The organism is Adlercreutzia sp. CNCM I-6216 (assembly GCF_977113345.1).
The window spans coordinates 225,679-247,016 of record NZ_CDSBIE010000001.1; the positions used below are offsets into that span (position 1 = coordinate 225,679).

The following is a 21,338-nucleotide window of genomic DNA, read 5'->3' on the forward strand; positions in this document are numbered from 1 at the left end:
AAGGAAATTTATGAAACGGCTTTTCACCAACGCCACCTTCGTCACCATGGTCGATGACGTCGACACCGCCGACGCGCTCCTCGTCGACGACGGCCGCATCGCCTACATCGGCGACGCCGAGGAGGCCCGCCGTCTCGCCGACGGCGCCGAGGAGGTGGATCTGGGCGGTGCCGCGGTGCTGCCCGGCCTCATCGACCCGCACAGCCACTTCACCGGCGCGCTGCAGTACCTGCTGTACGCCGACCTGTCCGAGTGCACCTCCTTCGACGAGATCACTGAGACGCTGAAGAAGTTCGCCGCCGAGCGCAACATCGGCCCGGACGGCGTCATCATGGGCAACGGCTACGACCAGAACAACCTCGTCGAGCAGCGCCACCCCGACAAGTCCATCCCGAACGCCGTGTCCACCGACGTGCCCGTGCTCATCACGCACGTGTCCAACCACATGGGCGTGGCCAACGACTGCCTGCTCGAGCTGGCCGGCATCACGCCGACGACACCCGATCCGGACGGTGGCCGCTACGGGCGCATCAACGGTTCGGGCGATTTGGACGGCTACGCCGAGGAGCCGGCGGCCATGAACCCGCTCTACGCCGTGACGACCCCCCGTCTGGGGCTGGACTTCGCGGCCATGGTGCCCGACATGCAGCGCATCTACCTGGAGCACGGCGTGACCACCTGCCAGGATGGCGCCACCGCCCCCGACATGGCCGGCGTCCTGGTGAGCCTGGCAAAGGCGGGCCTTCTGAAGATGGACATCGTGAGCTACCCCATGTGGGGCTCGGACGTGATGGCCACGCTCGCCGACAATGCCGAGTTCGATAGTCAGCACTACACCGGGCACTTCCGCTTCGGCGGCCTGAAGATGTTCCTCGACGGCTCCCCCCAGGGGCTCACCGCCTGGATGACCGAGCCCTACACGGCCGGCCCCGACGGCGAGAAGGACTGGGTGGCCTACAGCACCATGACCGACGAGGACGCCATCGCCTTCGCGAAGATGGCCATCGACTCCAACCACCAGCTTCTGTGCCACTGCAACGGCGACGCAGCTGCCGACCAGCTCTTGCGCGTCTACGAAGCGGCGCGGGACGCTTCGGACAACCCGGAGAAGATGGCCCTGCGCCCGGTGATGATCCACGCCCAGACGGCGCGCACCGACCAGTACGAGAAGATGGCCGAGATCGGCATGATCCCCTCGATCTTCGCCTCCCACGTCTGGTACTGGGGCGACGCCCACCTGCGCAACCTCGGACCGGTGCGCGGCGGCCGCGTGAGCGCCTGCGGCGATGCCGAGCGGGCGGGGCTGCCCTTCACGTTGCACACCGACACCCCGGTGCTGCGCCCGAACCTGCTAGAGGCCGCCTGGTGCGCCGTGAACCGCATCACCAAGGCCGGCGTCCAGCTCGACGAGGACCAGAAGGTGACGCCGTATGCGGCCATGCACGCCATCACCTACAACGGCGCCTACCAGTACGGCGAGGAGGCCGATAAGGGCACCCTCGAGACCAGCAAGCTGGCCGACCTCGTGGTGCTCGACCGCAACCCCTTGGCCGTCGACCCGCGCGAGATCCGCGACATTCAGGTGCTCGCCACCATCAAGGAGGGCGAGACCCTCTACGAGCGCGACGCAAAGTAGCGGCAGCCGATCGATCGAGGAAACCGACCGAAGCAGAAAGGGAGGCGCGAGCCTCCCTTTCTTTCTGCCATCCGGCCCGTGGCCCGCAAGCGCCCTCCGAGCAGGCCGCCGCACCCGCGCCGAATCAGCCGACTCCCTTCCGGGCCGCCCCGGTCTCGCTCCTACTCCGGCTCGGGGAAACAGACGAAGAAGCCGTCGTCGCTCACCAAGTCAGAGGTGTCGGCGTAGTCCTCCACCAGCCGCTTGAATCCCTGCGTGAGGGGGGTGAGGTCCGCCCGGTCCCCGGGCGCCGCGACGAGCACGGCGGCCATGGTGCACTGCCCGCACTCGGCGCCCTCGCCCTCTTCCAGGCGATAGATGCGTATGCCCGTTCTCCGGACGCCCAAACCGCACCAGGCGAACACGAGCGTGCGATCCTTCACGACAGACAGCGTCCACACGAGCCGCTCGAAGCGTGCAGGCGGCATGTCGATGAGCCCGTCCGCCGACAGGCGCTCGTGGAGCGAGCCGAACAGGCTCTCCGGGGAGGATCCCACCGAAAGCGTCTCCCGCTCCCACGCGGTGTGCACCTCCCGGCCCCGCCGCCAGAGCGGCACCGAGGCGATGATATGGTCGACGTCGCTGCGGCTGACACCCGGGGACACGGTCACGCTGGGGAAATCGACATCCAGCGGCTCGAACGAGACGAGGAAGTCGAAGCGCTCGAGCAGCGTCGAGTTCGGACGCGCCACGGCGGCGAGCACCTCGTTTTCCGTCAGCACGTCGGTCACCTTGAGACGGCTCGTCAGCTTCTCGATGCGGTGCGCGCCCCACAGGGCCAGATCGATTCCGCAGCTCACCACAAGCCCCACGCGGTAGCAGCGCAGGGCGCCGGCCTGATCGAGGTAGTCGAGCAGCACGAGCGCGATTCGGGCGTAATCCGGGCTGAACAGGTCGGCCTCGACAAGAGAGGGCACCTCGCAGAGCACCGAGGCGAGAAGGCAGGCGCCGTCTATGGTCTCGTACTTCACGGCCTCCTCGTTGGGGTTCGGGGCGACCAGGCCGCACGTGCGCCGCGCAAGGCCGCTCTCGAACAGGATGGCCAGAGGCTTGCGCAGATCCTCGGGCAGCGGCAGCCCGAACGCGTTCTCGAGGGCCGAGGCGATGTCGTCGGTGACCGCGCGCGCCCGCTCGCCCGGCTCGTAGGCCTCCATGGCGGCCAGGCTCCACTGCCACGTGCAGCAATGGGCCATGTCGCGCAGAAGCCCCATCTCCGCGTCGCTCACCGCAAGCGAGAAGTGACGCTCCAGCCGCTTCTTCAGGTAGGCGAAAAACGGCGTGGCCCCGTCCGCGCCGCGCCAGGAGGTGAGCCCATATCCAAGCCGGATGCGCGTCACCATGATGCACAGGTACACGCCGAACTGCCACTGCGCGTTGCTGGAGAACTCGAAGCCGAGATCGCGCTGCATCTCGGCGATGCAGCGCTCCAGAAACTGCCGGTCGTAAGGGTCGATCGTCCCGAACAGCGACGGCAGGATGCGCCGGCGCACTGCGGCGGTGGAAAACGAGAACAGCATGGACATGACGAAGCCCCGGATGGTCCATTCGGGGCCCTCGACCGTGATCTGGCGCCCGACGGACAACGAGAGCCCGCTCACCTCGAGCATGCCCTGCCACCAGCGCAGATCGGACTGGATCTGCTGCTTGTTGCGGAACATGCGCCGCGCCAGGCTCTCGGCGGTATGGGGCCCCGGATGGCATGTCAGCGCGATCATCTCCTGGCACAGCCGCTCGTAGCGCGGGTGCATCTCGGTCTCGCTCTCTTCGAGCAGCCGCACAAGGCGGTTCTCCTCGTCGGGCACGAGCGAGAGCCGCAGGCCGGCGCCGCGCTGCCGGCCCACCCGCGTGGCAAATCCCTCGTGTTCGAAAAAGGCGTTGAGGGCCTTCACGTCAGTGCGGATCGTGCGATCGGAGCAGCCGAGCCGTCGAGCGTAATCGGCGGACGTCCGGTAATCGCTGGCCTCGAGCAGCGCCCTCAAAAGCGCCCCCTGTCTACTGTTCATCGCTCCTCCTCACACGCATCCGGGAAACGCGAGCGCGTCTCCCCTCGCTAGTGTAGACCCGCCCGCAACAGTCGCGGGCGACGATACCGTGGCAAGATGGCAACAGTTGCACGAGATTTCGGGCGACACGAAGGACGAGGGGCGCATTCGGGGGAAAATTCCCTACGAGACAACAAGATATCGAGACGGCGCCAGACGGCGCCGCGGCGAGTTGAGAGGTTCACTATGGCGACAACGATCCTCACCGCCGAGGGCGCAACTCGGCGAACGGAAACAACGGCGAAAGCGACGTACGCGCCCCTGGTCGTTCTCGCTCTCGCCCAGATCGGCACCTCGAGTGACAGCGCGGCGATGAACCTCGCCACGGCGAGCCTGGTGGGGACTTTGGGCGCCACCCTCGACGACATCCAGATGGCGACCACGCTGTTCTCGCTCATCGCCGGCGCGTTCATGATCGCCGGCGGGCTCATCGGCGTGACGATCGGCCTGAGGCGCACACTGGCCATCGGCCTCTCCCTGGCCGCGCTGGGAGAGATCACGGCGGCGCTCTCCCCCGCCATCTTCTCGTTCACCTGGGGCGGGCGCGTTGTCACGGGACTCGGCGTCTGCTTGGTCACGCCCTCGGTGCTCGGCCTGGTCGCGGCGCTCTACCAGGGACGGCAGCGCGCCATCGCGTTCGGCACCATCGCCGGCGCGGCCGCCCTTTCGACGCTCTCGCCCCTGATCCTGGGCATCGTCATGGACTCGTCGGGCTTCCGGCTCACCTTCGCCATCATGGCGGCCTACTTCGTTGTAGTGCTCTGCTGCGCGCGGCTCATCCCCCGCACGCCCGCCTCCGGCGGCCACACGCACTTCGACGTCGCCGGCACCGTCGTGGCCGCCCTCGGCATGGGACTTGTGCTGTTCGGCGTGGCGCACCTGTCGGATTGGGGCATCGCTAGCCCCCAGAAGCTCTGCCCCTTCACCTTGTGCGGGCTGCCCCCCACCCTGCCCGCCATCGTCGTGGGTCTGGTGCTCCTCGGACTGCTCGTTCCCACCGAGCGGCGCGCCCAGCGCCGCGGCAACCCCCTCATACCGCGCGCGTTCGTCACCTCCCCCAGCGTGCGCGCGGGCCTGTCGGCGGTCGCCCTGCCGTTCTTCTACATGGGGGCGGTCGGCATCCTGGCCACGCCCTACCTACAGCTCGTCACCGGGTTCACGGCGCTGCAGACCGGAATGCTCTCGCTCCTGTCGGGCATCCCCATGTTCCTTCTGGCCACCTTTCTCCCCAAGCTCGCGCCGCACCTCTCATCCCGGCTCATCATCCGCGTCGGCTTTATCGCCATCGCCTGCGCGTGCGGACTCATGGCTTTGGGCGTGCAGCAGCACGGGGTGACGACGGCCCTGTTTGGCGGCATGGCGCTCGGCGGCTTCGGGGTGGGCGCCGTCAACTCCCAGGCCAACAACGCCGTCGCCTGCGCGGTGACGCGCGAGGAGGCCGAGCAGTCCGGCGGAATCCAGGGAGCCGCCCGCAGCATAGGGCTCGCCCTCGGCACCGCGCTTGCCGGGACCTTCCTTCTCCTCACCATGGCGGGAGGATTCGCGTCCCAGGCCGCCTCGGCGGGCATCGACCAGAGCTATGTGGGTCCCGCTGCGGAAACCGCCTCGACGCTCATGAGCGACAGCGCCTTTTCCGACGAGGCGAGAGCCTGGGGGGCCGACGCCGCGCAGGTCGACAAGCTCGTGGACGTGAAGGCGTCCGCCCAGGCCGACGCCATGCGCCTTTCCTTTGGCGCTCTCGGCCTCCTTATGGCAGCGGGCCTTCTCACCACCCGCCACCTCGTGGAAACCGCCGCGCCGCGCGCCGAGCAAGACAAGGCGAAGGCGAGACGTCCCCGCTGAGACCCCTCTTGGCCGGGGCCATCGAACGCAGTCGAACCCGACCTGCTGGTACGCTCGTTCCGGCAGGTCGGCACCACCTCGGCCGTCGGATACAAACAAGGGCAAACGAGAAGGGAGCCCGCAGGCTCCCTTCCGCAATGTGATTCGAAATGCGCGGTGCACGCAGCTTGTTAGGAAAGCTCGTGGTAGGCGAAGGAGTCCTTGCCCAGGTGCACTTCCTTGCCCTCCTTGATGAGCTGGCGGTACTCGGCGGTGGCCGTGAACACCACGTCGGAAGAGGAGTTCAGGCCCGTCTCGCAGGAATCCTGGATGACGCCGATGATGAAGCCGATGCCGACAACCTGCATGGCGACATCGTTGCTGATGCCGAACAGCGCGCAGCACATGGGGATGAGCAGAAGCGACCCGCCGGCCACACCCGACGCGCCGCAGGCGGACACGGCGGCCAGCACGCACAGGATGACGGCCGTCACCGGGTCGACCGCCAGATCGATGGTCTGGCAGGCGGCCATGGTCATGACCGTGATGGTAACCGCCGCGCCGGCCATATTGATGGTGGCGCCCAGCGGGATGGACACCGAGTAGTTGTCCTTGTTCAGGCCGAGCTTGCGGCACAGCTCCATGTTCACCGGGATGTTGGCGGCAGAGCTGCGGGTGAAGAAGGCCGTCAGGCCGGAGTCCTTCAAGCAGCGCAGCACGAGCGGATAGGGGTTCTTGCGCGTGCAGATCCACACGATGAGGGGATTGGTGACCAGCGCGATGATGAGCATGCAGGCCACGAGCACCAGAATGAGGTGGCCGTACTCGGTGAAGATCTCCAGGCCCGAGGTGCTCACCGAGGCGTACACCAGGCCCATGATGCCGAAGGGGGCCAAATTGATGACCCAGCGCACGGCCTTGGAGACGGCGTCGGAGATGGCGGTGAACACTTCCTTGGTGCGCTCGCCGGCGGCACGCAAGGCGATGCCGAGCACCACGGCCCAAGCGAGGATGCCCACGTAGTTGGCGTTCATGAGCGCGTCCACCGGGTTGGCCACGATGTTCATGAGCAGCGTGGTGAGCACTTCTCCGATACCCTCGGGCGCGGCCTGCTCCACCATGGATGAGGTGTCGAGCGTGAGGGACGTCGGGAAGATCTCGCTGCCGATGAGGGCGACAATGGCCGCGACAAGCGTGCTGATGACATAGAGCACGACGACGGTCTTCATGGTGCCGGCGCCATGGGCGTTGCAAAGGGCACTGATGACCAGGAAGAACACGAGCACAGGGGCGACGGCCTTCAACGCGCCAACGAACAGCGAGCCCAGAAGCGTGATGATGTCGGTCCAAGGCTGCGCATTCGGGATGAGCAGCGCCAAGACGATGCCAACGGCAAGGCCAACGAGAATGCGCTTGATGAGGCTGATCTCGTTGTACTTCCTAAATACTGCGGGGACTGCCAAGGTAATTCTCCTTTGTCTTCGCGCGCCTCTGACAAGGCGCGTCACGGCCGCACGACCCAAACGGAACACGGGCGGGAAATGGTGCGGGCGAAAGGACTTGAACCTTCACGGGGGTTGCCCACCAGAACCTAAATCTGGCGCGTCTGCCAATTCCGCCACGCCCGCACTTCTGCGGTTGCCGACAAAACAGCTTGCCGGATTGGTTAATAATAGCAAAGAAACCCAGAATGCGAGGTCACAATTCTCATGAGGTGATTGCTCCACGGGAACGGCACTGGAAAAGAAACGAGCCCGCCGAAGCGGACTCGTAAAATTCTGGCTCCCCGGGTAGGATTCGAACCTACAACCCTCCGGTTAACAGCCGGATGCTCTGCCGTTGAGCTACCGAGGAATGTCGCTTTCAGAACCTTTGCCCTGACGCGCAAGATAGTATTATAACGAAGGGGCTTCGCTTTGCAAGACCCTATTTTCCCAAAGGCGAAAATTTATTTTCGGCGCACCAGATAGCACTTGTGGATACGAGGGTTTCGCTCAAAGTCGTGGGGGATGGTGCGGGCGGTGATGTCCTCAAGCTCCACGCCGCAGCGCCCCAGCTCCTCGATGGCCGGCTTGAACGTGCGCAAGTTGCAGGAGAACACCGCCACGCCCCCGTCGGCCAAAAGACGCGAGACACTGATGAGCAGCTCCACGTGGTCGCGCTGCACGTCCCAGGTGCGCCGGCCCATGGCCTTCGAATTGGAGAAGGTCGGCGGGTCCACGAAAATGAGGTCGTAGCAATCGCGGCGCCGGCGCGCTTCGGCGATCCAGCGGGTGACGTCGGCGCGAACGAGCTTGTTGGCCGCCCCTCCCCGCCGACCCCTCGACGAGCCTCCGCCCGTTCGATCCCTCCGATTCGGCTTGTCGGCAACTTCGAAGGCGAACCCGTTGGACGCAAGGTTGCGGGCCGCCCAGTCCAGGTACGTCTGAGACAAGTCCACCGTCGTCGTCTCCTTCGCACCGCCGGCCGCAGCATGCAGCGTCGCCACGCCCGTGTAGGCGAACAGGTTCAGGAAGCGCTTGCCGGCGGCCATCTTCCCCACCATCTCGCGGGTCACGCGGTGATCGAGGAAGATGCCCGTATCAAGATAGCCGCCCAAATCGATCTCGCAGATCAAGCCGTCCTCACTCGTGTGGGTCACAAAACGGCGACCGCCGGCGTCGCGGTACTGGCCGCCGCCCTTCGCGCGCAGGCGGGACTTGGAGAACACGTGCTCCGGCGGAATGCCCAGCACGACGGGCACCAGGGCGAGCACGTCCTCGAAACGTGCGCGGGCCTGACCGGGGTCGACGGATTTGGGCGGCGCGTACTCGGCCACATGGGCGTACAGCTCGCCCTCGGCCGCGGCCGCCCCTTCGTACAGGTCGATGGCGCAGGCGTACTCCGGCACATCGGCATCGTAGAGACGATAGCAGGCCACCCCCTCGCGCGCCGCCCATTTGCGCCGCTCGCGGGCCACCTTACGCAAACGACTCGCGAACTGGACGGCCGCCGGGTCGTTCACCTCGACGGGAATGTCGGCACCCCCGGCGGGGTTGGCCACGGCGATAACGGCGGGACGCCGCGGCGGCTCGTCGAACACCTCTATCGTCGTCTCGGAGCGCCCGCGGCCAAGCTTGAGACGCGCCGCCGGCTCCTCCTTGAACTTCGCGGCCATGCCCTCGAAACCGGCGAAGGCGAAGCGAGAACCGGCCGGCGCCTCGCGGGAAGCGGCCACGCAGGCAGCCCGGGCAGCCACGGCCTCGGCGTCGTCGTCGGCCCGAAAGGCCGAGGCGACGCTGGCCACGAGCCGGGGGGCATCGGGACGCACCGGCGCGGTGGCAAGCAGCGCCATGCGCGCCTCGCAGCGTTCGTCCGCCTCGTCCAACAGAGCGTCCCAGGCTTTTTCGGGAAACGCCGTCCAGCCCGTGAACCCCCATCGTTCGCGCAAGAGGCCCGGTGCCCGGTCCTCGCGCACCTCCGCTTCCTCGCGGGCGAGGATGCTGTCGTCGTCGACGGGGTCGAGAAACGTCGTTCCCTCCGCAAACAGCTCGACCGCACCAACTGCCGCCAGCAACGTCGCCGCCTGCGACACCACCGCGGGCGCCTCCTCCGCGGCCTCATCGCCGAGGTACGCCCGACGTGTGAGGGAGCGGCCCGACAGATCGAGCGAGAGCGTCGCCTTCTCCTCTCGAAGACGCACTTCAAGGAGGGCATCGGGTTGCTGGGGACTCACATCGGGTCGCGCGCCACGAACCTCGGCCAAACGATCGCAGATGGCGTCCTTCACCTTCAAGGCGACGAATTGGGTGTTGCGCAGCTCGGCGTTGGTGCCGCTCGCCCGCACGGCGATGCTCGCCTCCTCGGCGATCACCGCCTCCCAGGGAAGCTCGCGCACGCCGGCGTACAGGGCATCGGCGTCGCGCGCCACCACGCGACCCACCGTGAGATTAACGCGCCCCGCGAGTCGCGACCACAGGCACGCACGCAGGGCGTCCTCAGGCGCGCCGAAAAACGACGCGCCGCCGGACAGCGGACGCACCTTCCTCACGCCGAGTCCGTGCAGCTCATCCGCCAGGAGCTTCTCGGCGCCCGGCAGGCACGTGGCGAAGAACTCATAAACGGTCTCATTCATAGGGCCCTCACTGCCTTCCTTGCAATTATTTTGAAATTTCTGGTCACAAAATCGATTTTTGGGTTTTCAGAACCATCATTGTTCGCGATGCGGCGACGTTTACGCCCCAATTTGCCCGTAGAAGGAGTCGAGACGGGCAAGAAATACGAATTTGAGTCATTGCGAAAACCCAGAACTCGACTTTGTGACCATTTTTATAAAAGTTTTTGCATGCAAAAGAAGATGCCCGCAGCAGCGAGGCCGCGGGCATCGGGTCTGTCGGGTCGTTCCCTAGTCCTCGAGATAGTCCTTAAGCTTGCTGGACCGGCTGGGGTGCCTCAGCTTCGCGAGCGTCTTGCTCTCGATCTGGCGGATGCGCTCGCGGGTGACGCCGAACTCGCGACCCACCTCTTCCAGCGTGCGCGGATGGCCGTCCTCCAGGCCGAAACGGAGGCTGATGACCTTGCGCTCGCGCTCGGCCAGACCCTCCAGCACCTTGGCCAGCTGCTCCTGCAGCATAGAGAACGAGGCGGCGTCGGGGGGCACCACGGCGGCGTCGTCCTCGATGAAGTCACCGAGCTGGGAGTCCTCCTCCTCGCCGATGGGGGTCTCAAGGCTTACCGGTTCCTGGCTGATCTTCTGAATCTCGCGGACGCGCTCGGCGGAAAGTCCCATCTCCTCGCCGATCTCCTCAGGGGTTGGCTCGCGGCCGAGCTCCTGCAGAAGCTGACGCTGGATGCGCACAAGCTTGTTGATGGTCTCCACCATGTGCACGGGAATGCGGATGGTGCGGGCCTGGTCGGCGATGGCGCGGGTGATGGCCTGGCGAATCCACCAGGTGGCGTAGGTGGAGAACTTGAAGCCCTTGGTGTAGTCGAACTTCTCCACCGCGCGGATGAGGCCCAGGTTGCCCTCCTGGATGAGATCGAGGAACAGCATGCCGCGGCCCACGTAACGCTTGGCGATGGAAACGACCAGGCGCAGGTTCGCCTCGATGAGCTGCTGCTTGGCATCCAGGCCCACCTGCTCGATGCGGCCCAGGCGGCGCTTCTCGCGACGCTCCAGCTCGATGCCGTCGGCCTCGGCTTTCTCCAGCTCCTCGGTGGCGGCCACGCCGGCCTCGATCTTCATGGCCAGATCGATCTCCTCGGCAGCGGTGAGCAGGGGCACCTTGCCGATTTCCTTCAGATACATGCGCACCGGATCGCCCGTGAGCATGGTCACGCCGGCATCGGCGTTGCGCTTGGCGCGATTGCGGGCGCGGGCCTTGGTACGGGGAGTGACCTTGGGGAGAGCAGCCGCTTCAACGGTGGCCTTCAGCTCCTCCTCGGGAATGCCGTCGAGCAGATCCTCTTCGGAGTCGATGCCGGCCTCGATCTTGTCCTCGGTCAGGCTGTCGGAAGCAGTGTCGTTCGTCGCGTTCGCGGGAGGTTCCGCGTTGTCCATGTCGTCGTCATCCAGGTCATCCATCTCCTCGACGTCCTCGGTCACGACGATCTCTTCGGTTTCGTTCTCAGGATTCTTCTTTGCAGCATCAGCCACGCGATAGTCCTTTCTCTGGCGTCTGCGCCCGATTTTGGGCATAGAAACACAATTCTGGCGCAGAGATACAGCAGAGAAGAATACTACAAAGAGAAGACCCCTTCAAGAGAAAACCGGCCGGAAGTTTAAGCGCAATGACAAACGCATTATCCATGGAACCTCCATGGAAGAAAGGCTCCATGCCGCTGCAGCAGTTGCCCCATTGCTTCGGCGAACCTCAAAGGAAAATCAGTCCCAATAGAAGAACGGCCTATATCGTCTCGGCCAACTTGTACCCGACGCGCCAGATAGTGACGAGGTAGCGTGGTTTGGAAGGGTCGTCCTCTATCTTCTCGCGGATCTTACGCACCATGACGGTGATGGAGTTGGGGTCGGCAGCCTCTTTGCTTCCCCAAAGCGCCTCGAGGATCTGATCGCGGGTGAACACGGCGCCCGGATCGGAGGCGAGCAGCTCTAAAAGCTCGATCTCCCGGGAGGACAGCGCCACGACTTCTCCGCGCATTCGAACCTCGTACTTCCCGAAGCGTATCTCCAAATCCCCTACCGAGAACGCCTCGGGACGGCGGTCGCGTCCCTCATGCTGGCGCTCGCGATCGCGTTCTCGACGGCGCAAATGCGCGTTCAGCCGCAAAAGCAGCTCCTCGGGCTGGAAGGGCTTCACAAGATAGTCGTCGGCACCGGCCTTAAAGCCGATTGATTTGTCGACAATGTCGCCCTTGGCCGTGAGAAACATGATCGGCACCTCGCGTCCCTCACCTCGGATGATCTCGCAGATTTCGAAACCGTTGATATCGGGCAGCATCACATCAAGAATAAGGAAGTCGGGGCGCTCGGCCCTCAGCATCTCCAGGCCGTCGGCCCCGTTGCCCGCACAGCAGAAGTCGTAGCCACCGCGGCGTACAATCTGCTCGATGAGCACCTGCATAGACGCGTCGTCGTCGACGAGCATCACCTTAGTCATGATCTTCCTCCTCTACGGGCAATTCGACGGTGAACGTCGAGCCACGCCCCGGCTCACTTGCCACAGCCACGGTGCCGCCCATCATGGCCACCAGATCCTTCACCAACGAGAGCCCCAGTCCGCTGCCGCCGTAGCGGCGCACCGTGGACATGTTCTCCTGACGAAACCGCTCGAAGATAAGCTCCTGGGCCTCTTTCGGAATACCGATGCCGGTATCGGTCACGCGCATCACCACTTTGCGAGCGTCATCCTCGTCCGCCTCGCAGCAAACGCGCACAGCCACCTCGCCGCCGGCATCGGTGAACTTCACGGCATTGCTCGTCAGATTCGCAAGCACCCGACGCAGCTTTTCCCAATCCCCCATGATGAGGGGCACGTCGAAGTCGACCCGGGTGGTAAAGGCTACGCCCTTTTTGGCGGCCACCGGCGCCATAGCCGACTCTACCATACCCACGAGGTCGTTCAGATCAACCAGCTCCAGGTTCAACGTCTCGGAGCCCGCCTGAATGCGGGCGCACTCCAGCACGTTGTCCACCATCTCAAGCAAAATGGCGCCGTTTTTGCCAATCTCCTCCAACTGGCGGCGCGCCTCGGGCCGGCCGGGCCCGATGGACTCGCCCAGGAGCTCGGCGAAAGCCAAAATGGAAGTAAGTGGCGTGCGCAGCTCGTGGCTAACGATGGCAAGGAAATCGGACTTGTACTGGTTGTCTCGGGCGAGTTGGGCATTGATCTCCTCCACTCGACGACGTTGACGCTCCAGCTCGGCATTAGCGCGGGAGAGTTGCTCGGTGCGCTCGGCCACCTGCGACTCCAGACTTCCGTAAAGCTCCTCCAAGCGCTGGGCCATGGAATGGTACTGCTCGATGAGGTCGTCTATCTCGCGGGACGAGTACAGCACGCCTCGGTCGGTCGTGGCCAGGGAACCTCGCGCCGGCAGGCCACGTAGGCAACCTGGAGCGAGCGCGGGCTCATTCGCATCGACGGCTGCTGGCCCAAAGACCCTCGGAGTGGTCGTTTCCCCCTCGGTCGCGTGCGCATCGGGCTCGGCTACGCGGGAGAAAGAAGCTCGAAGCTCCGTCAAGGGCTCGGTAATGAGTCGGCTGATGACAACGTAGATGAGAAGCGCCATGGCCGCCACCACGGCAAGAAAGAACATCATGTTGCTGATGATGGCGTCGCGCATGTTGGTCATGGCGCCATCTGCGGGCACCACCACCGACACCGCTCCGGCCACATCTCCCACGCTCCAGCCCTCTTTCGGGTAACCGGTCGCATCCAACTCGCCGGCAGGCTGGCCATGGCACTCGGTGCAGTCGTTGGAGACGTCCATGGCCCGCACATAGCGGAAAACCTGATCGCCTCCCTCGGTCTGATAGCCCCATACCTCGTCGGTGTCCTTATCCGCCAGAAACGTCTCGATGGCGGCGGCCTCGTAGGCGTCCGGGGTATTGTAGATGTTGCGCGGGTTCAAGTTCGTGAAGCGGATGGAGTAATCCGTCTTCTCGGAGAACAGCGCCGCCACCGACTTGCCCGCAATGGCGCAATGCAGTCCCTTGTAGTCGTACTCCCCGTCGGAGGTATAGTTGATGACGTTCTGGTTCAGCGAGATGAAATCCCACATGGCATCCATCTCGGTAACGAGCACCCGCGACTTCTCCAGAAGATCGGTCTCGGCGCGGCGCGATTGATCGTCATAGGTGAACGCAAGGAACACCGCCGATATCAGCACGAGAACAACCGTGAGAAGCCCGATAAGCTTCGTCCGCAGCCCGATCTTCCTCTGTCGCCCAAAAATCGTCATGGCTCTATCGCGCCTGCTTCCAGGCAGCGCGCGGCCGGCTCGCCTTCTTCTCCATGCACCCTCCCTAACGCCCGATGCGGCTGGTAGGAGTTATACCCTACCAGCCGCCGTAAAGCTAGTGTCCCGTTCTTAAGCCGTTGGCGCTCAGGCCTCGTGGCTTACTTCCTGCGGGTTGTGCAGCACGCCGCCTTTGGCCGCGTCGCGATGGGGCGCGAACACCACAGCGGGGGCCGTCTCATCGGTCAGCTCGCCCAGGGCGCTCACGCCCTCGGGATGACGCTCCCGCAGTTCCGCGAGGGTGCCGAACTCGAGCGCGCGCACCGGGCACGCCTTGGCGCAGGTCGGATCCGGCACGCCCTCCGGGTTCTCGTCCGAGCAGAGCACGCACTTGTGGGACAGGCCGTCGTCCAGCTGCACGGGATGCCCATAGGGGCAGCTTTTCTCGCAGGTCATGCAGCCGATGCACTTCTCCTTGTCGTTGTTGACGATGCCCGTTTCCGGATCCTTCTGCATGGCTCCGGTGGGGCAGTTGGCCACGCAGGCCGGGTTCTCGCAGTGGCCGCAGGTCATCGATACGTAGTAGGTGAACGCCGTGGCGGTAAAGGCACCGGCATCGTCGGCCTTCCACTCGCCGCCGCCGAACTCGTACACCTTGCGGAACTTTTGCGGCACCTCCAGGTTGTTGCGGTCGAAGCACGAGGTCATGCAGGCCTTGCAGCCGGTGCAGATGTCGGTGTTGACGAAAAATCCGTACTGTTCCATGATCTATCCCCCTCTTTAGGCCTTCTCGATCTTGCACAGGTTGGAATGGACGCCGTTGCCCTTGGAAATCGGCGTTGGGCGCGAGGACGTCAGCACCGAGATGCAGCCGCCCAAATCGAGCACGCTGGGGTCGCCGATGGTAGCGCCGTCGCGAGTCTCCGGGTCGTACCAGGCGCCCTGGGGCACGCTGACCACCCCGGGCATGATGCGGTTCGTCACCTTAGCGGTCATCTGAGAGCGGCCGCGCTCGGTGGACACAATGACGGTGTCGTCCTGGTTGATGCCGAGCGTGGCGGCGTCGCCCTCGTTGATCCAGCACTGCTGCGGGGCCACCGAGCTCATCCACGGCACGTTGCCGTAGGAGGAGTGGGTGCGCGTCTTGGTATGGTGGCCGATGAGCTGGAAGGGATACTCCTCGCGCAGCGGGTCGCCGTATCCCTCGAAGTTCTCGTACCAGATGGGCAGGCCCGTGATCTGGTCGCGGCCGTCGTCGGGCACATACCCGCCGCCGGTGAGGTCCCACTGGCGCGACAGGTTGTAGGCCTGCTTCGAGAACACCTCGTACTTGCCCGAGGGCGTGGCGAGCGGGCCCTCCGGCGCGGCGATGGCCGGCGTGTGGTCGTCAGTCTGCTTGATGAGGCCTGCGGCGCGGAACTCCTCGAAGGTGTCGGGCAAGTCGTCGCCGGCCGCCTTCCCCTCGTTGTAGCACCACTCGATCCAGTCGAGCTGGGTCTTGCCCTCGGTGAACTCGTCCTTGATGCCGAGCGCGTCGGCCAGAAGGGTGCAGATCTCGTAGATGGGTTTGGCCTCGAACAGAGGCTCGATGGCCTTCGACTCGCAGCAGATGAAGCCGGTCCAAGCGGTACCGCCAGTGGTGAGATCGTCCTCCTCGAAGGGCGTGGTGCCGGGCAGGATGATGTCGGAGGCCATAGCCGTCGGCGTCATCCACGGGTCCACGGTGACGATCATGCGCACGCCGGAGTCCTTTTCATCAGGCAGGTTGTAGATGCGGAGCGAGTCGTTGATGTCGGCGTGCTGGCCCATCATGACATTGGATCCGTAGTTCCAAATGAACTTGATGGGGGCCCTAAGCTTCAGGGTGCCGGGCTCCTCGGCGTAGCTGGTGACACCGGTCTCATCGATGGCGCGGATGCCCCAGGTGGCGTCGTTCATGACCGTGTAGTCTTCGATGGCCTGATACCAGTCGAAGAACGAAACGCACACCCCCACCGTGTTCTTCTCGGGGAAGCACGGGATAGCCGTGGGCGTGGCGAAGGGAACGCCGCCCACGCCCTCGCGGGCGCCGGTGCCGCCGCCGGAGATGCCCACGTTGCCGGTGATGGCGGCGATCATCGCGATGGCGCGGGAGTTGTTGCCACCGTTGGAGTGGCGCTGCGGACCCCAGCCCTGAATGGTGGCCGTGGGGCCGTCCATGTACAGGTCGGCCAGCTCGCGGATGGTATCGGCCGGAACACCGGTGATGCCGGCGGCCCACTCGGGGGTCTTCTCGCCGGTGCCCGCATAGGCGCCGGTGCCAGCGAGGTAGGCCTCGTAGGACATATCCTCATCGATGGTGAGCGCGCCAGACTTGTCGAGCCCCATGAAGGCGGTGCTTGTGGGCTCGGCCGCTTTCACATCGTCGGCGAAGCTGTCGGAGAAGAAGCCGACGAACTTGTCGCGGATGAGCTGCTCGTCCAGCTTGCCAGCGCTGAACAGGTACTGGATCATGCCGGCCACGAGCGCCATATCAGTGCCGGGGCGGATAGGGATCCAGCGGTTGGCCACGCCCACGGCGGTGTCAGACAGGTGAGGATCCACCACCACGATGGTAGCCTCGGGATTCTGCAGGCGCACCTGGGTAAGCAGGTACTGCATGGCCGAGCCAGACATACGGGTGTTGGCCGGGTTGTTACCGAACAGCACGATGTTCTTGGAGTTCACGAGATCGGTCACCTCGTTGTTCGACCAGGCGTCGCCGTTGAAGAGCGGCATCTCCCAGGTGATCTGACCGGTGGAGTAGTCGGCGTACTGGCGCAGGTAGCCGCCCCACAAGTTCATGAGACGCGCGAACATGGTCTGGTCGGGGTGCCACGACTTCGACACCGTACCGCCCAGTACGCCGGTGCCGTACTGGATGTAGAAGGCGTCGTTGCCGTACTCCTCCTTGATCTCCTTCATGGTGGTGGCGATGAGGTTGATGGCCTCGTCCCAGGTGATCTCCTCGTACTTGCCCTCGCCGCGCTTGGTGCCCTCGACGCGCTTCAGCGGCTTCTGGATGCGGTCGGGGCTGTAGATGCGCTGGCGGTTGGTGCGGCCGCGCACGCAGGAGCGCATCTGGTAGATCTTGCCGGGGCCGAACTCGTCGTCGCCGTCAGAATCAATGTCGATGCGCACGACCTGGCCGTCCTTCACATAGGCCTTCAACGGGCAGCGGCTGCCGCAGTTCACATGGCATGCAGACCAGCTGACGGTGTCGTAATCGAGCGGATCGCCGCCAGTGGCGGGCAGGCTGTCTGCGGCCGGCTCCTCCTGCTTGGCGGCCGGCGCGCAGCCGGTCAGCGCCACGCCGACTCCCGTCGCCCCGGCCAGGCCGAGGAACGACCGGCGGCTGATCTTGCCGAAGGTTTGCGCAGTCTTTCCCATAGACTCCCCTTTCCTCTTCTTGTTCGGGGCCCGAAGCGGAAGTCGGGCCCTCCCTCGGAAAGAAAGTCTACGCGCGCGAGCATGGAACCTCCATGGGTATTTGGTTCATTTTTCCTTAGGGATTTCTTATCGAAATATTGCACCCCAGGTGAGAGGACAATTTGAGCGTCAACGGCTGACGGGAAGGAGCTGACTAGATTCTAAAGGGATCAATCCGTCGCCCACGATACAAGTTGAATCCCATAATGACACGAATTCAGGACAAAATGCTCTCTCGACCGCTTTGGCGATTTAGGTCTGGCTTTAACACTAGTGCTAGGGGCATATTGCAACGTCCGTAATGAATTCCGGACTAACGATCAATCCAGGCTTCAACGTCATTACAATGCTCGAATCAACTTCCCCTTCACCAACTTTTCGCGCTAGACACAGCAGCTCGCAAATGACAGAGGAGAGCCAATTTGCGTTGCGACCACCTTCCTGCTCATCAGCAGCATAAACGTAACTTATAGTTGATACATTCTGAAACGGCACTTCAAAATAAACGCAAAAGGAGCTCTTTCCTTCTCGCCATTTTGACTCGATCACTCGTTGCGCTTCAAAAGGACGTTGCGATACGCAATCATGCAAAATCTCAGGTCTTTCGTAATAGCCTTCATCCTTGCTAACTGAGTAAAGATATGCACTCACTCTATTGTCAGATCGTAGCTTGCTTCTAATCAACGGAGGTAAAGCTTTTAAAGAAGAGCTGTCGAGTAACTGAGCGTTATCTCGCAGATCAATCTCTAGATGCCCCTCCAAGAACTTACCTAGAGCACAACCCCTAGACAAAACCTCGCACAATGGCAGAATTCCGTTCGATATGATGCTGGCACAATTATCATCGCAAGTAGTTACATGCATACCTTTTATTCTGAAACCGTCGAACATCTCTGCGACAGAATCATCGCTCGCAAGTCCCGAAATCACTTGATCGACTAAAGGCTCATCGAGCATCGCTACAAAAGTCTTCCGAGCCGCATCGCTATCCGTGATGTCATAAACCAAAATGTCGCACTCTTCCAATCATCATCTTCCGTACATTAACTACTACAGCAAGTCCACAGGGTCGATGTCGACGGCGGCGTTGACGGCGGGGTTCACTTTGCGGGCGCGGAACAGGCGCACCAGCGGGGCCGAGAGGTCGTCGCCCAAAGGCGCCTTCACGACGATGTGGTAGCGGTAGGTGTTGCGCAGCTTCGCCAGCACGCAGGGGACGGCGGGCAGCACCTGCCAGCGATCTCCCACCTCGTTGCGGATGAGCTCGGCCAGCTGGGCGTGCAGAAGCTCGGCCTCGGTGGCCACGGCGTGCTCGTCGGCGCCCCACAGAAGCACGTTGGCCATCCGCACGTAGGGCGGGTAGCCTAAAAGCTTGCGCTTGGGCAGCTCGGCGCGCAGGAACATCCCGCGGTTGTAGGTGGCGGCGGCGCGGATGGCCACGTCGTCGGCCTCGTAGGTCTGCACCATGACCCGCCCGTCCAGCTCGGCGCGCCCGGCGCGGCCCGCCACCTGCTCGATGAGCTGGAAGGTGCGCTCGCCGGCACGGTAGTCCGGCAGGTGCAGCTGGGTGTCGGCGTTGATGACGCCCACCAGCGTGACGTCGTCGAAATCGAGCCCCTTGGCGATCATCTGGGTGCCGAGCAGCACGGCGGCATCGGCGGCGGCGAACGATTCCAGCAGTTCCTGGTGGGCGCCTTTGGCCTGGGTGGTGTCGGCGTCCATGCGGATGATGGGAACCGTTGGCCCCACGCCGGGCAACCCGTCCAAGAGCTGGCGCAGCTCGGTTTCCACGCGCTGGGTGCCGGCGCCGAACTTCTTCAGGTAGGGGCTGCCGCATTCGGGGCAGGTGGGCGGCGCGGCCACGGCGTAGCCGCAGTGGTGGCAGACGAGCTTGGCCCCCTGTTCGTGGTAGGTGAGCGACGTCGAACAATGCGGGCACTCGGGCACAAAGCCGCAGTCGCGGCACAGAAGGAACTTCGCGAAGCCGCGCTGGTTCAGCAGAAGCACCGCCTTGCGACCCTGAGCGAGCTCCTCGCCCAGCGCCCGGGCGAGCCGTCCGGAGAACATGGCGCGGGAGCCGGAGGCGAACTCGGCGGCCATGTCCACCACCTCGATGGCGGGCATGGGCCGCCCGTTGGCGCGCTCGGGCAGTGCCGCCGCCGTCCAGCGCGGGTTCTTGTTCACCTGGTAGAGTGCCTCGATGGAAGGGGTGGCCGAGCCGAGCACCAGCGCGCCCCCGGCACGCGCCATCATCCACTCGGCCACGTCGCGCGCGTGGTAGCGCGGCGAGGAGTCCTGCTTGTAGGAGCCCTCGTGCTCCTCGTCGATGACGATGAGCCCCACATTGGCGGCCGGCGTGAACAGCGCGCTGCGGGCGCCCACGACGACGCGGGCCGCGCCGCTTTTGATGAAGTCCCACTGGTCGTAGCGCTCCCCGTCGCTCATGCGGGAGTGCATGACGGCCACGGCGTCGCCGAAGCGGCCGCGGAAGCGGGCCACGGTCTGGGGGGTGAGCGAGATCTCCGGCACGAGCACGATGGCGCGGCGCCCCTCGGCGAGCGTGCGCTCGATGGCCTGCAGGTACACCTCGGTCTTGCCGGAACCGGTGACGCCGTCCACGAGCACCACGCGCCCGTCGCCTGCGGCCCGGGCGGCCTCGATGGCGGCCACGGCCGCTTGCTGGCCTTCGGTGAGCTGCGGGGCCGCAGTGGGGGCCGGAGCAGCCGCCCCGCCGGCCGGCGCGCCCGCGCGCGAGGCCCCGTCTTCCATGCCGCGCATGCGCCGGCGCCGCTCCACCGTGACAGCCCCCTTGGCGGCCAGCGCCTTCAACGTGGAACCCACGGCGCCGAACCCCCGCGACAGCTCGGCCACGCGCACGTCGCCGGCGCCCACCGCGGCCAGCACCTCCTGCTGCTTCACGGCGTTCTTGCGGGGAGCGAACGCGTCGAAGGCCGGCCCGCGCGTGACCCAGCGGTCGTCCACTTCCCCGATGGCCGGCTCCTCGACGCGCCAGCGCCCGTCGCGGCCCCGCACGATGCGCGGCACGGCCCGCGGCGGCGTGAACAAGCGCGCACATTCGGAAAGCGGCGCGGCGTAGCGTTCGGCGAGCCAGAGCGCGCAGGCCGCCCCCTCCTCGTCGAAAAACGGCGCCGAGAGCACCGCTTCCACCTGCTTGAGATCGGCCGCCGACTGGGGCGTCCCCCACAGGTCGGTGCCCTCATCCGGGGAGGGAACGACCTCTTCCAGGCCCACAATATAGCCCACGGCCTTGCGGCCGCCGAGCGTCACGAGCACGGCGCAGCCCACCGCGGCTGGTCGCCCCCCTTCCCCGACGAGCATCTCGTCGGGAACCGCGTAGGAATAGGGGGTGTCGAGAGCTTGGGTAGGAATGTCGACTATGACCGAGGCAATGTTCATGCCCGCCAGTATACCGCAAGCCTACACCGTGAGGTCGGCGTATTGGAAGGGGATGAGGCGGCCGAGGTCGTCGGGGTTCATGCGGATTTGGCAGCCCACCTTGCCGCCCGAGAAGTGAATCGTATCGAAGAGCTGGGCCGTCTCATCCACGAAGGTGGGAAAGCGCTTCTTCATGCCGATGGGCGAGCAGCCGCCGTGCACATAGCCGGTGAGCGGCAGAAGCTCGCGGGCCTTGATCATGGCGATGGCCTTCTCGCCGGCCGCCGCGGCGGCCTTCTTCAGGTCGAGCTCGGCGGCCACGGGCACGAGGAACACGTAGTAACCGCCGGACTTGCCCTGGGTCACGAGCGTCTTGAAGACGGCGTCGGGATCCTCCCCCTGCGAGAGCGCAATCTCCTCGCCGGTCATCGTGGGCTCGGCGTCGAAGAACAGCTCCTCGTGGGGAATGCCCGCCGCGTCCAGCTCGCGCAGGGCGTTGGTCTTGTGGTCCTTGGGGGCGCGCGCCATCAGAATGCCTTTCTTGAACGATGTGCAGGTTGATC

Annotated in this window: 13 protein-coding genes and 2 tRNA genes; 2 read left to right on the plus strand and 13 right to left on the minus strand. The window is 64.7% G+C overall.

All coding sequences use genetic code 11. The features are described from left to right. Nucleotides 1-10: 10 nt before the first annotated feature. Nucleotides 11-1,636: an amidohydrolase gene (locus ACYVRU_RS00990; RefSeq protein ID WP_223901134.1), complete on the plus strand. Its 1,626-nt coding sequence runs from the start codon at nucleotides 11-13 to the stop codon at nucleotides 1,634-1,636. A 161-nt stretch (nucleotides 1,637-1,797) separates the two neighbouring features. On the opposite strand, the gene ACYVRU_RS00995 is transcribed toward ACYVRU_RS00990, so the two are convergent. Then, complete coding sequence (locus ACYVRU_RS00995; protein WP_461185613.1) at nucleotides 1,798-3,678, minus strand: BglG family transcription antiterminator; 1,881 nt, start codon at nucleotides 3,676-3,678, stop codon at nucleotides 1,798-1,800. A 225-nt stretch (nucleotides 3,679-3,903) separates the two neighbouring features. Between ACYVRU_RS00995 and ACYVRU_RS01000 the strand changes: the two genes are divergently transcribed. Continuing rightward, nucleotides 3,904-5,559: an MFS transporter gene (locus ACYVRU_RS01000; RefSeq protein WP_181815502.1), complete on the plus strand. Its 1,656-nt coding sequence runs from the start codon at nucleotides 3,904-3,906 to the stop codon at nucleotides 5,557-5,559. 170 nt (nucleotides 5,560-5,729) lie between these two features. Here the strand turns inward: ACYVRU_RS01000 and sstT are convergent, their stop codons facing one another. From sstT to ybaK, 12 genes are all read right to left on the minus strand, one after another. Further along, nucleotides 5,730-7,001 (minus strand): serine/threonine transporter SstT, encoded by a 1,272-nt coding sequence (gene sstT, locus ACYVRU_RS01005; RefSeq protein WP_114548434.1) that lies wholly within the window; start codon nucleotides 6,999-7,001, stop codon nucleotides 5,730-5,732. A 79-nt stretch (nucleotides 7,002-7,080) separates the two neighbouring features. Then, nucleotides 7,081-7,166 (minus strand) — tRNA-Leu (locus ACYVRU_RS01010). A 151-nt stretch (nucleotides 7,167-7,317) separates the two neighbouring features. Next, nucleotides 7,318-7,392, minus strand: a tRNA-Asn gene (locus ACYVRU_RS01015). A 94-nt stretch (nucleotides 7,393-7,486) separates the two neighbouring features. Then, nucleotides 7,487-9,652 carry a THUMP domain-containing protein gene (locus ACYVRU_RS01020; protein ID WP_278573205.1) on the minus strand — a complete coding sequence of 722 codons (2,166 nt, stop codon included), beginning with the start codon at nucleotides 9,650-9,652 and terminating at the stop codon, nucleotides 7,487-7,489. Between the two features lie 270 nt (nucleotides 9,653-9,922). After that, nucleotides 9,923-11,077, minus strand: coding sequence for an RNA polymerase sigma factor RpoD (gene rpoD / locus ACYVRU_RS01025; protein WP_223901137.1), 1,155 nt, complete (start codon nucleotides 11,075-11,077; stop codon nucleotides 9,923-9,925). Between the two features lie 346 nt (nucleotides 11,078-11,423). Beyond that, on the minus strand, nucleotides 11,424-12,134 hold the full coding sequence (locus ACYVRU_RS01030; protein WP_114548432.1) for a response regulator transcription factor: 711 nt from the start codon (nucleotides 12,132-12,134) through the stop codon (nucleotides 11,424-11,426). After that, nucleotides 12,127-13,935 (minus strand): c-type heme family protein, encoded by a 1,809-nt coding sequence (locus tag ACYVRU_RS01035; protein ID WP_461185614.1) that lies wholly within the window; start codon nucleotides 13,933-13,935, stop codon nucleotides 12,127-12,129. The genes ACYVRU_RS01030 and ACYVRU_RS01035 overlap by 8 nt, the downstream gene beginning before the upstream one ends. Nucleotides 13,936-14,079: 144 nt before the next feature. Next, on the minus strand, nucleotides 14,080-14,697 hold the full coding sequence (locus ACYVRU_RS01040; protein WP_114548430.1) for a 4Fe-4S dicluster domain-containing protein: 618 nt from the start codon (nucleotides 14,695-14,697) through the stop codon (nucleotides 14,080-14,082). Nucleotides 14,698-14,712: 15 nt separating this feature from the next. Beyond that, the gene (locus ACYVRU_RS01045) at nucleotides 14,713-17,340 is read right to left on the minus strand and encodes a DMSO/selenate family reductase complex A subunit (RefSeq protein WP_114548429.1); all 2,628 of its coding nucleotides are present in this window, start codon (nucleotides 17,338-17,340) and stop codon (nucleotides 14,713-14,715) included. A gap of 315 nt (nucleotides 17,341-17,655) precedes the next feature. Further along, nucleotides 17,656-18,405, minus strand: a complete 750-nt coding sequence (locus ACYVRU_RS01050) for a hypothetical protein (RefSeq protein WP_147270630.1) — start codon at nucleotides 18,403-18,405, stop codon at nucleotides 17,656-17,658. 24 nt (nucleotides 18,406-18,429) lie between these two features. Beyond that, nucleotides 18,430-20,796: a replication restart helicase PriA gene (gene priA / locus ACYVRU_RS01055; RefSeq protein WP_461185615.1), complete on the minus strand. Its 2,367-nt coding sequence runs from the start codon at nucleotides 20,794-20,796 to the stop codon at nucleotides 18,430-18,432. 21 nt (nucleotides 20,797-20,817) lie between these two features. Beyond that, entirely contained in the window at nucleotides 20,818-21,303 is a 486-nt protein-coding gene (gene ybaK, locus ACYVRU_RS01060) for a Cys-tRNA(Pro) deacylase (RefSeq protein ID WP_114548427.1), read from the minus strand. Between the last annotated feature and the right edge of the window lie 35 nt (nucleotides 21,304-21,338).

Excerpts from the sequence above, each read along its gene's own strand:
- ACYVRU_RS01000 (WP_181815502.1), top strand. The coding sequence starts at position 3,904 with ATGGCGACAACGATCCTCACCGCCGAGGGCGCAACTCGGCGAACGGAA.
- ACYVRU_RS01030 (WP_114548432.1), bottom strand. The coding sequence starts at position 12,134 with ATGACTAAGGTGATGCTCGTCGACGACGACGCGTCTATGCAGGTGCTC.
- priA (WP_461185615.1), bottom strand. The coding sequence starts at position 20,796 with ATGAACATTGCCTCGGTCATAGTCGACATTCCTACCCAAGCTCTCGAC.
- ACYVRU_RS01020 (WP_278573205.1), bottom strand. The coding sequence starts at position 9,652 with ATGAATGAGACCGTTTATGAGTTCTTCGCCACGTGCCTGCCGGGCGCC.
- ACYVRU_RS00995 (WP_461185613.1), bottom strand. The coding sequence starts at position 3,678 with ATGAACAGTAGACAGGGGGCGCTTTTGAGGGCGCTGCTCGAGGCCAGC.
- ACYVRU_RS01040 (WP_114548430.1), bottom strand. The coding sequence starts at position 14,697 with ATGGAACAGTACGGATTTTTCGTCAACACCGACATCTGCACCGGCTGC.
- ACYVRU_RS00990 (WP_223901134.1), top strand. The coding sequence starts at position 11 with ATGAAACGGCTTTTCACCAACGCCACCTTCGTCACCATGGTCGATGAC.
- ACYVRU_RS01035 (WP_461185614.1), bottom strand. The coding sequence starts at position 13,935 with ATGACGATTTTTGGGCGACAGAGGAAGATCGGGCTGCGGACGAAGCTT.
- rpoD (WP_223901137.1), bottom strand. The coding sequence starts at position 11,077 with ATGGACAACGCGGAACCTCCCGCGAACGCGACGAACGACACTGCTTCC.
- ACYVRU_RS01045 (WP_114548429.1), bottom strand. The coding sequence starts at position 17,340 with ATGGGAAAGACTGCGCAAACCTTCGGCAAGATCAGCCGCCGGTCGTTC.
- ybaK (WP_114548427.1), bottom strand. The coding sequence starts at position 21,303 with ATGGCGCGCGCCCCCAAGGACCACAAGACCAACGCCCTGCGCGAGCTG.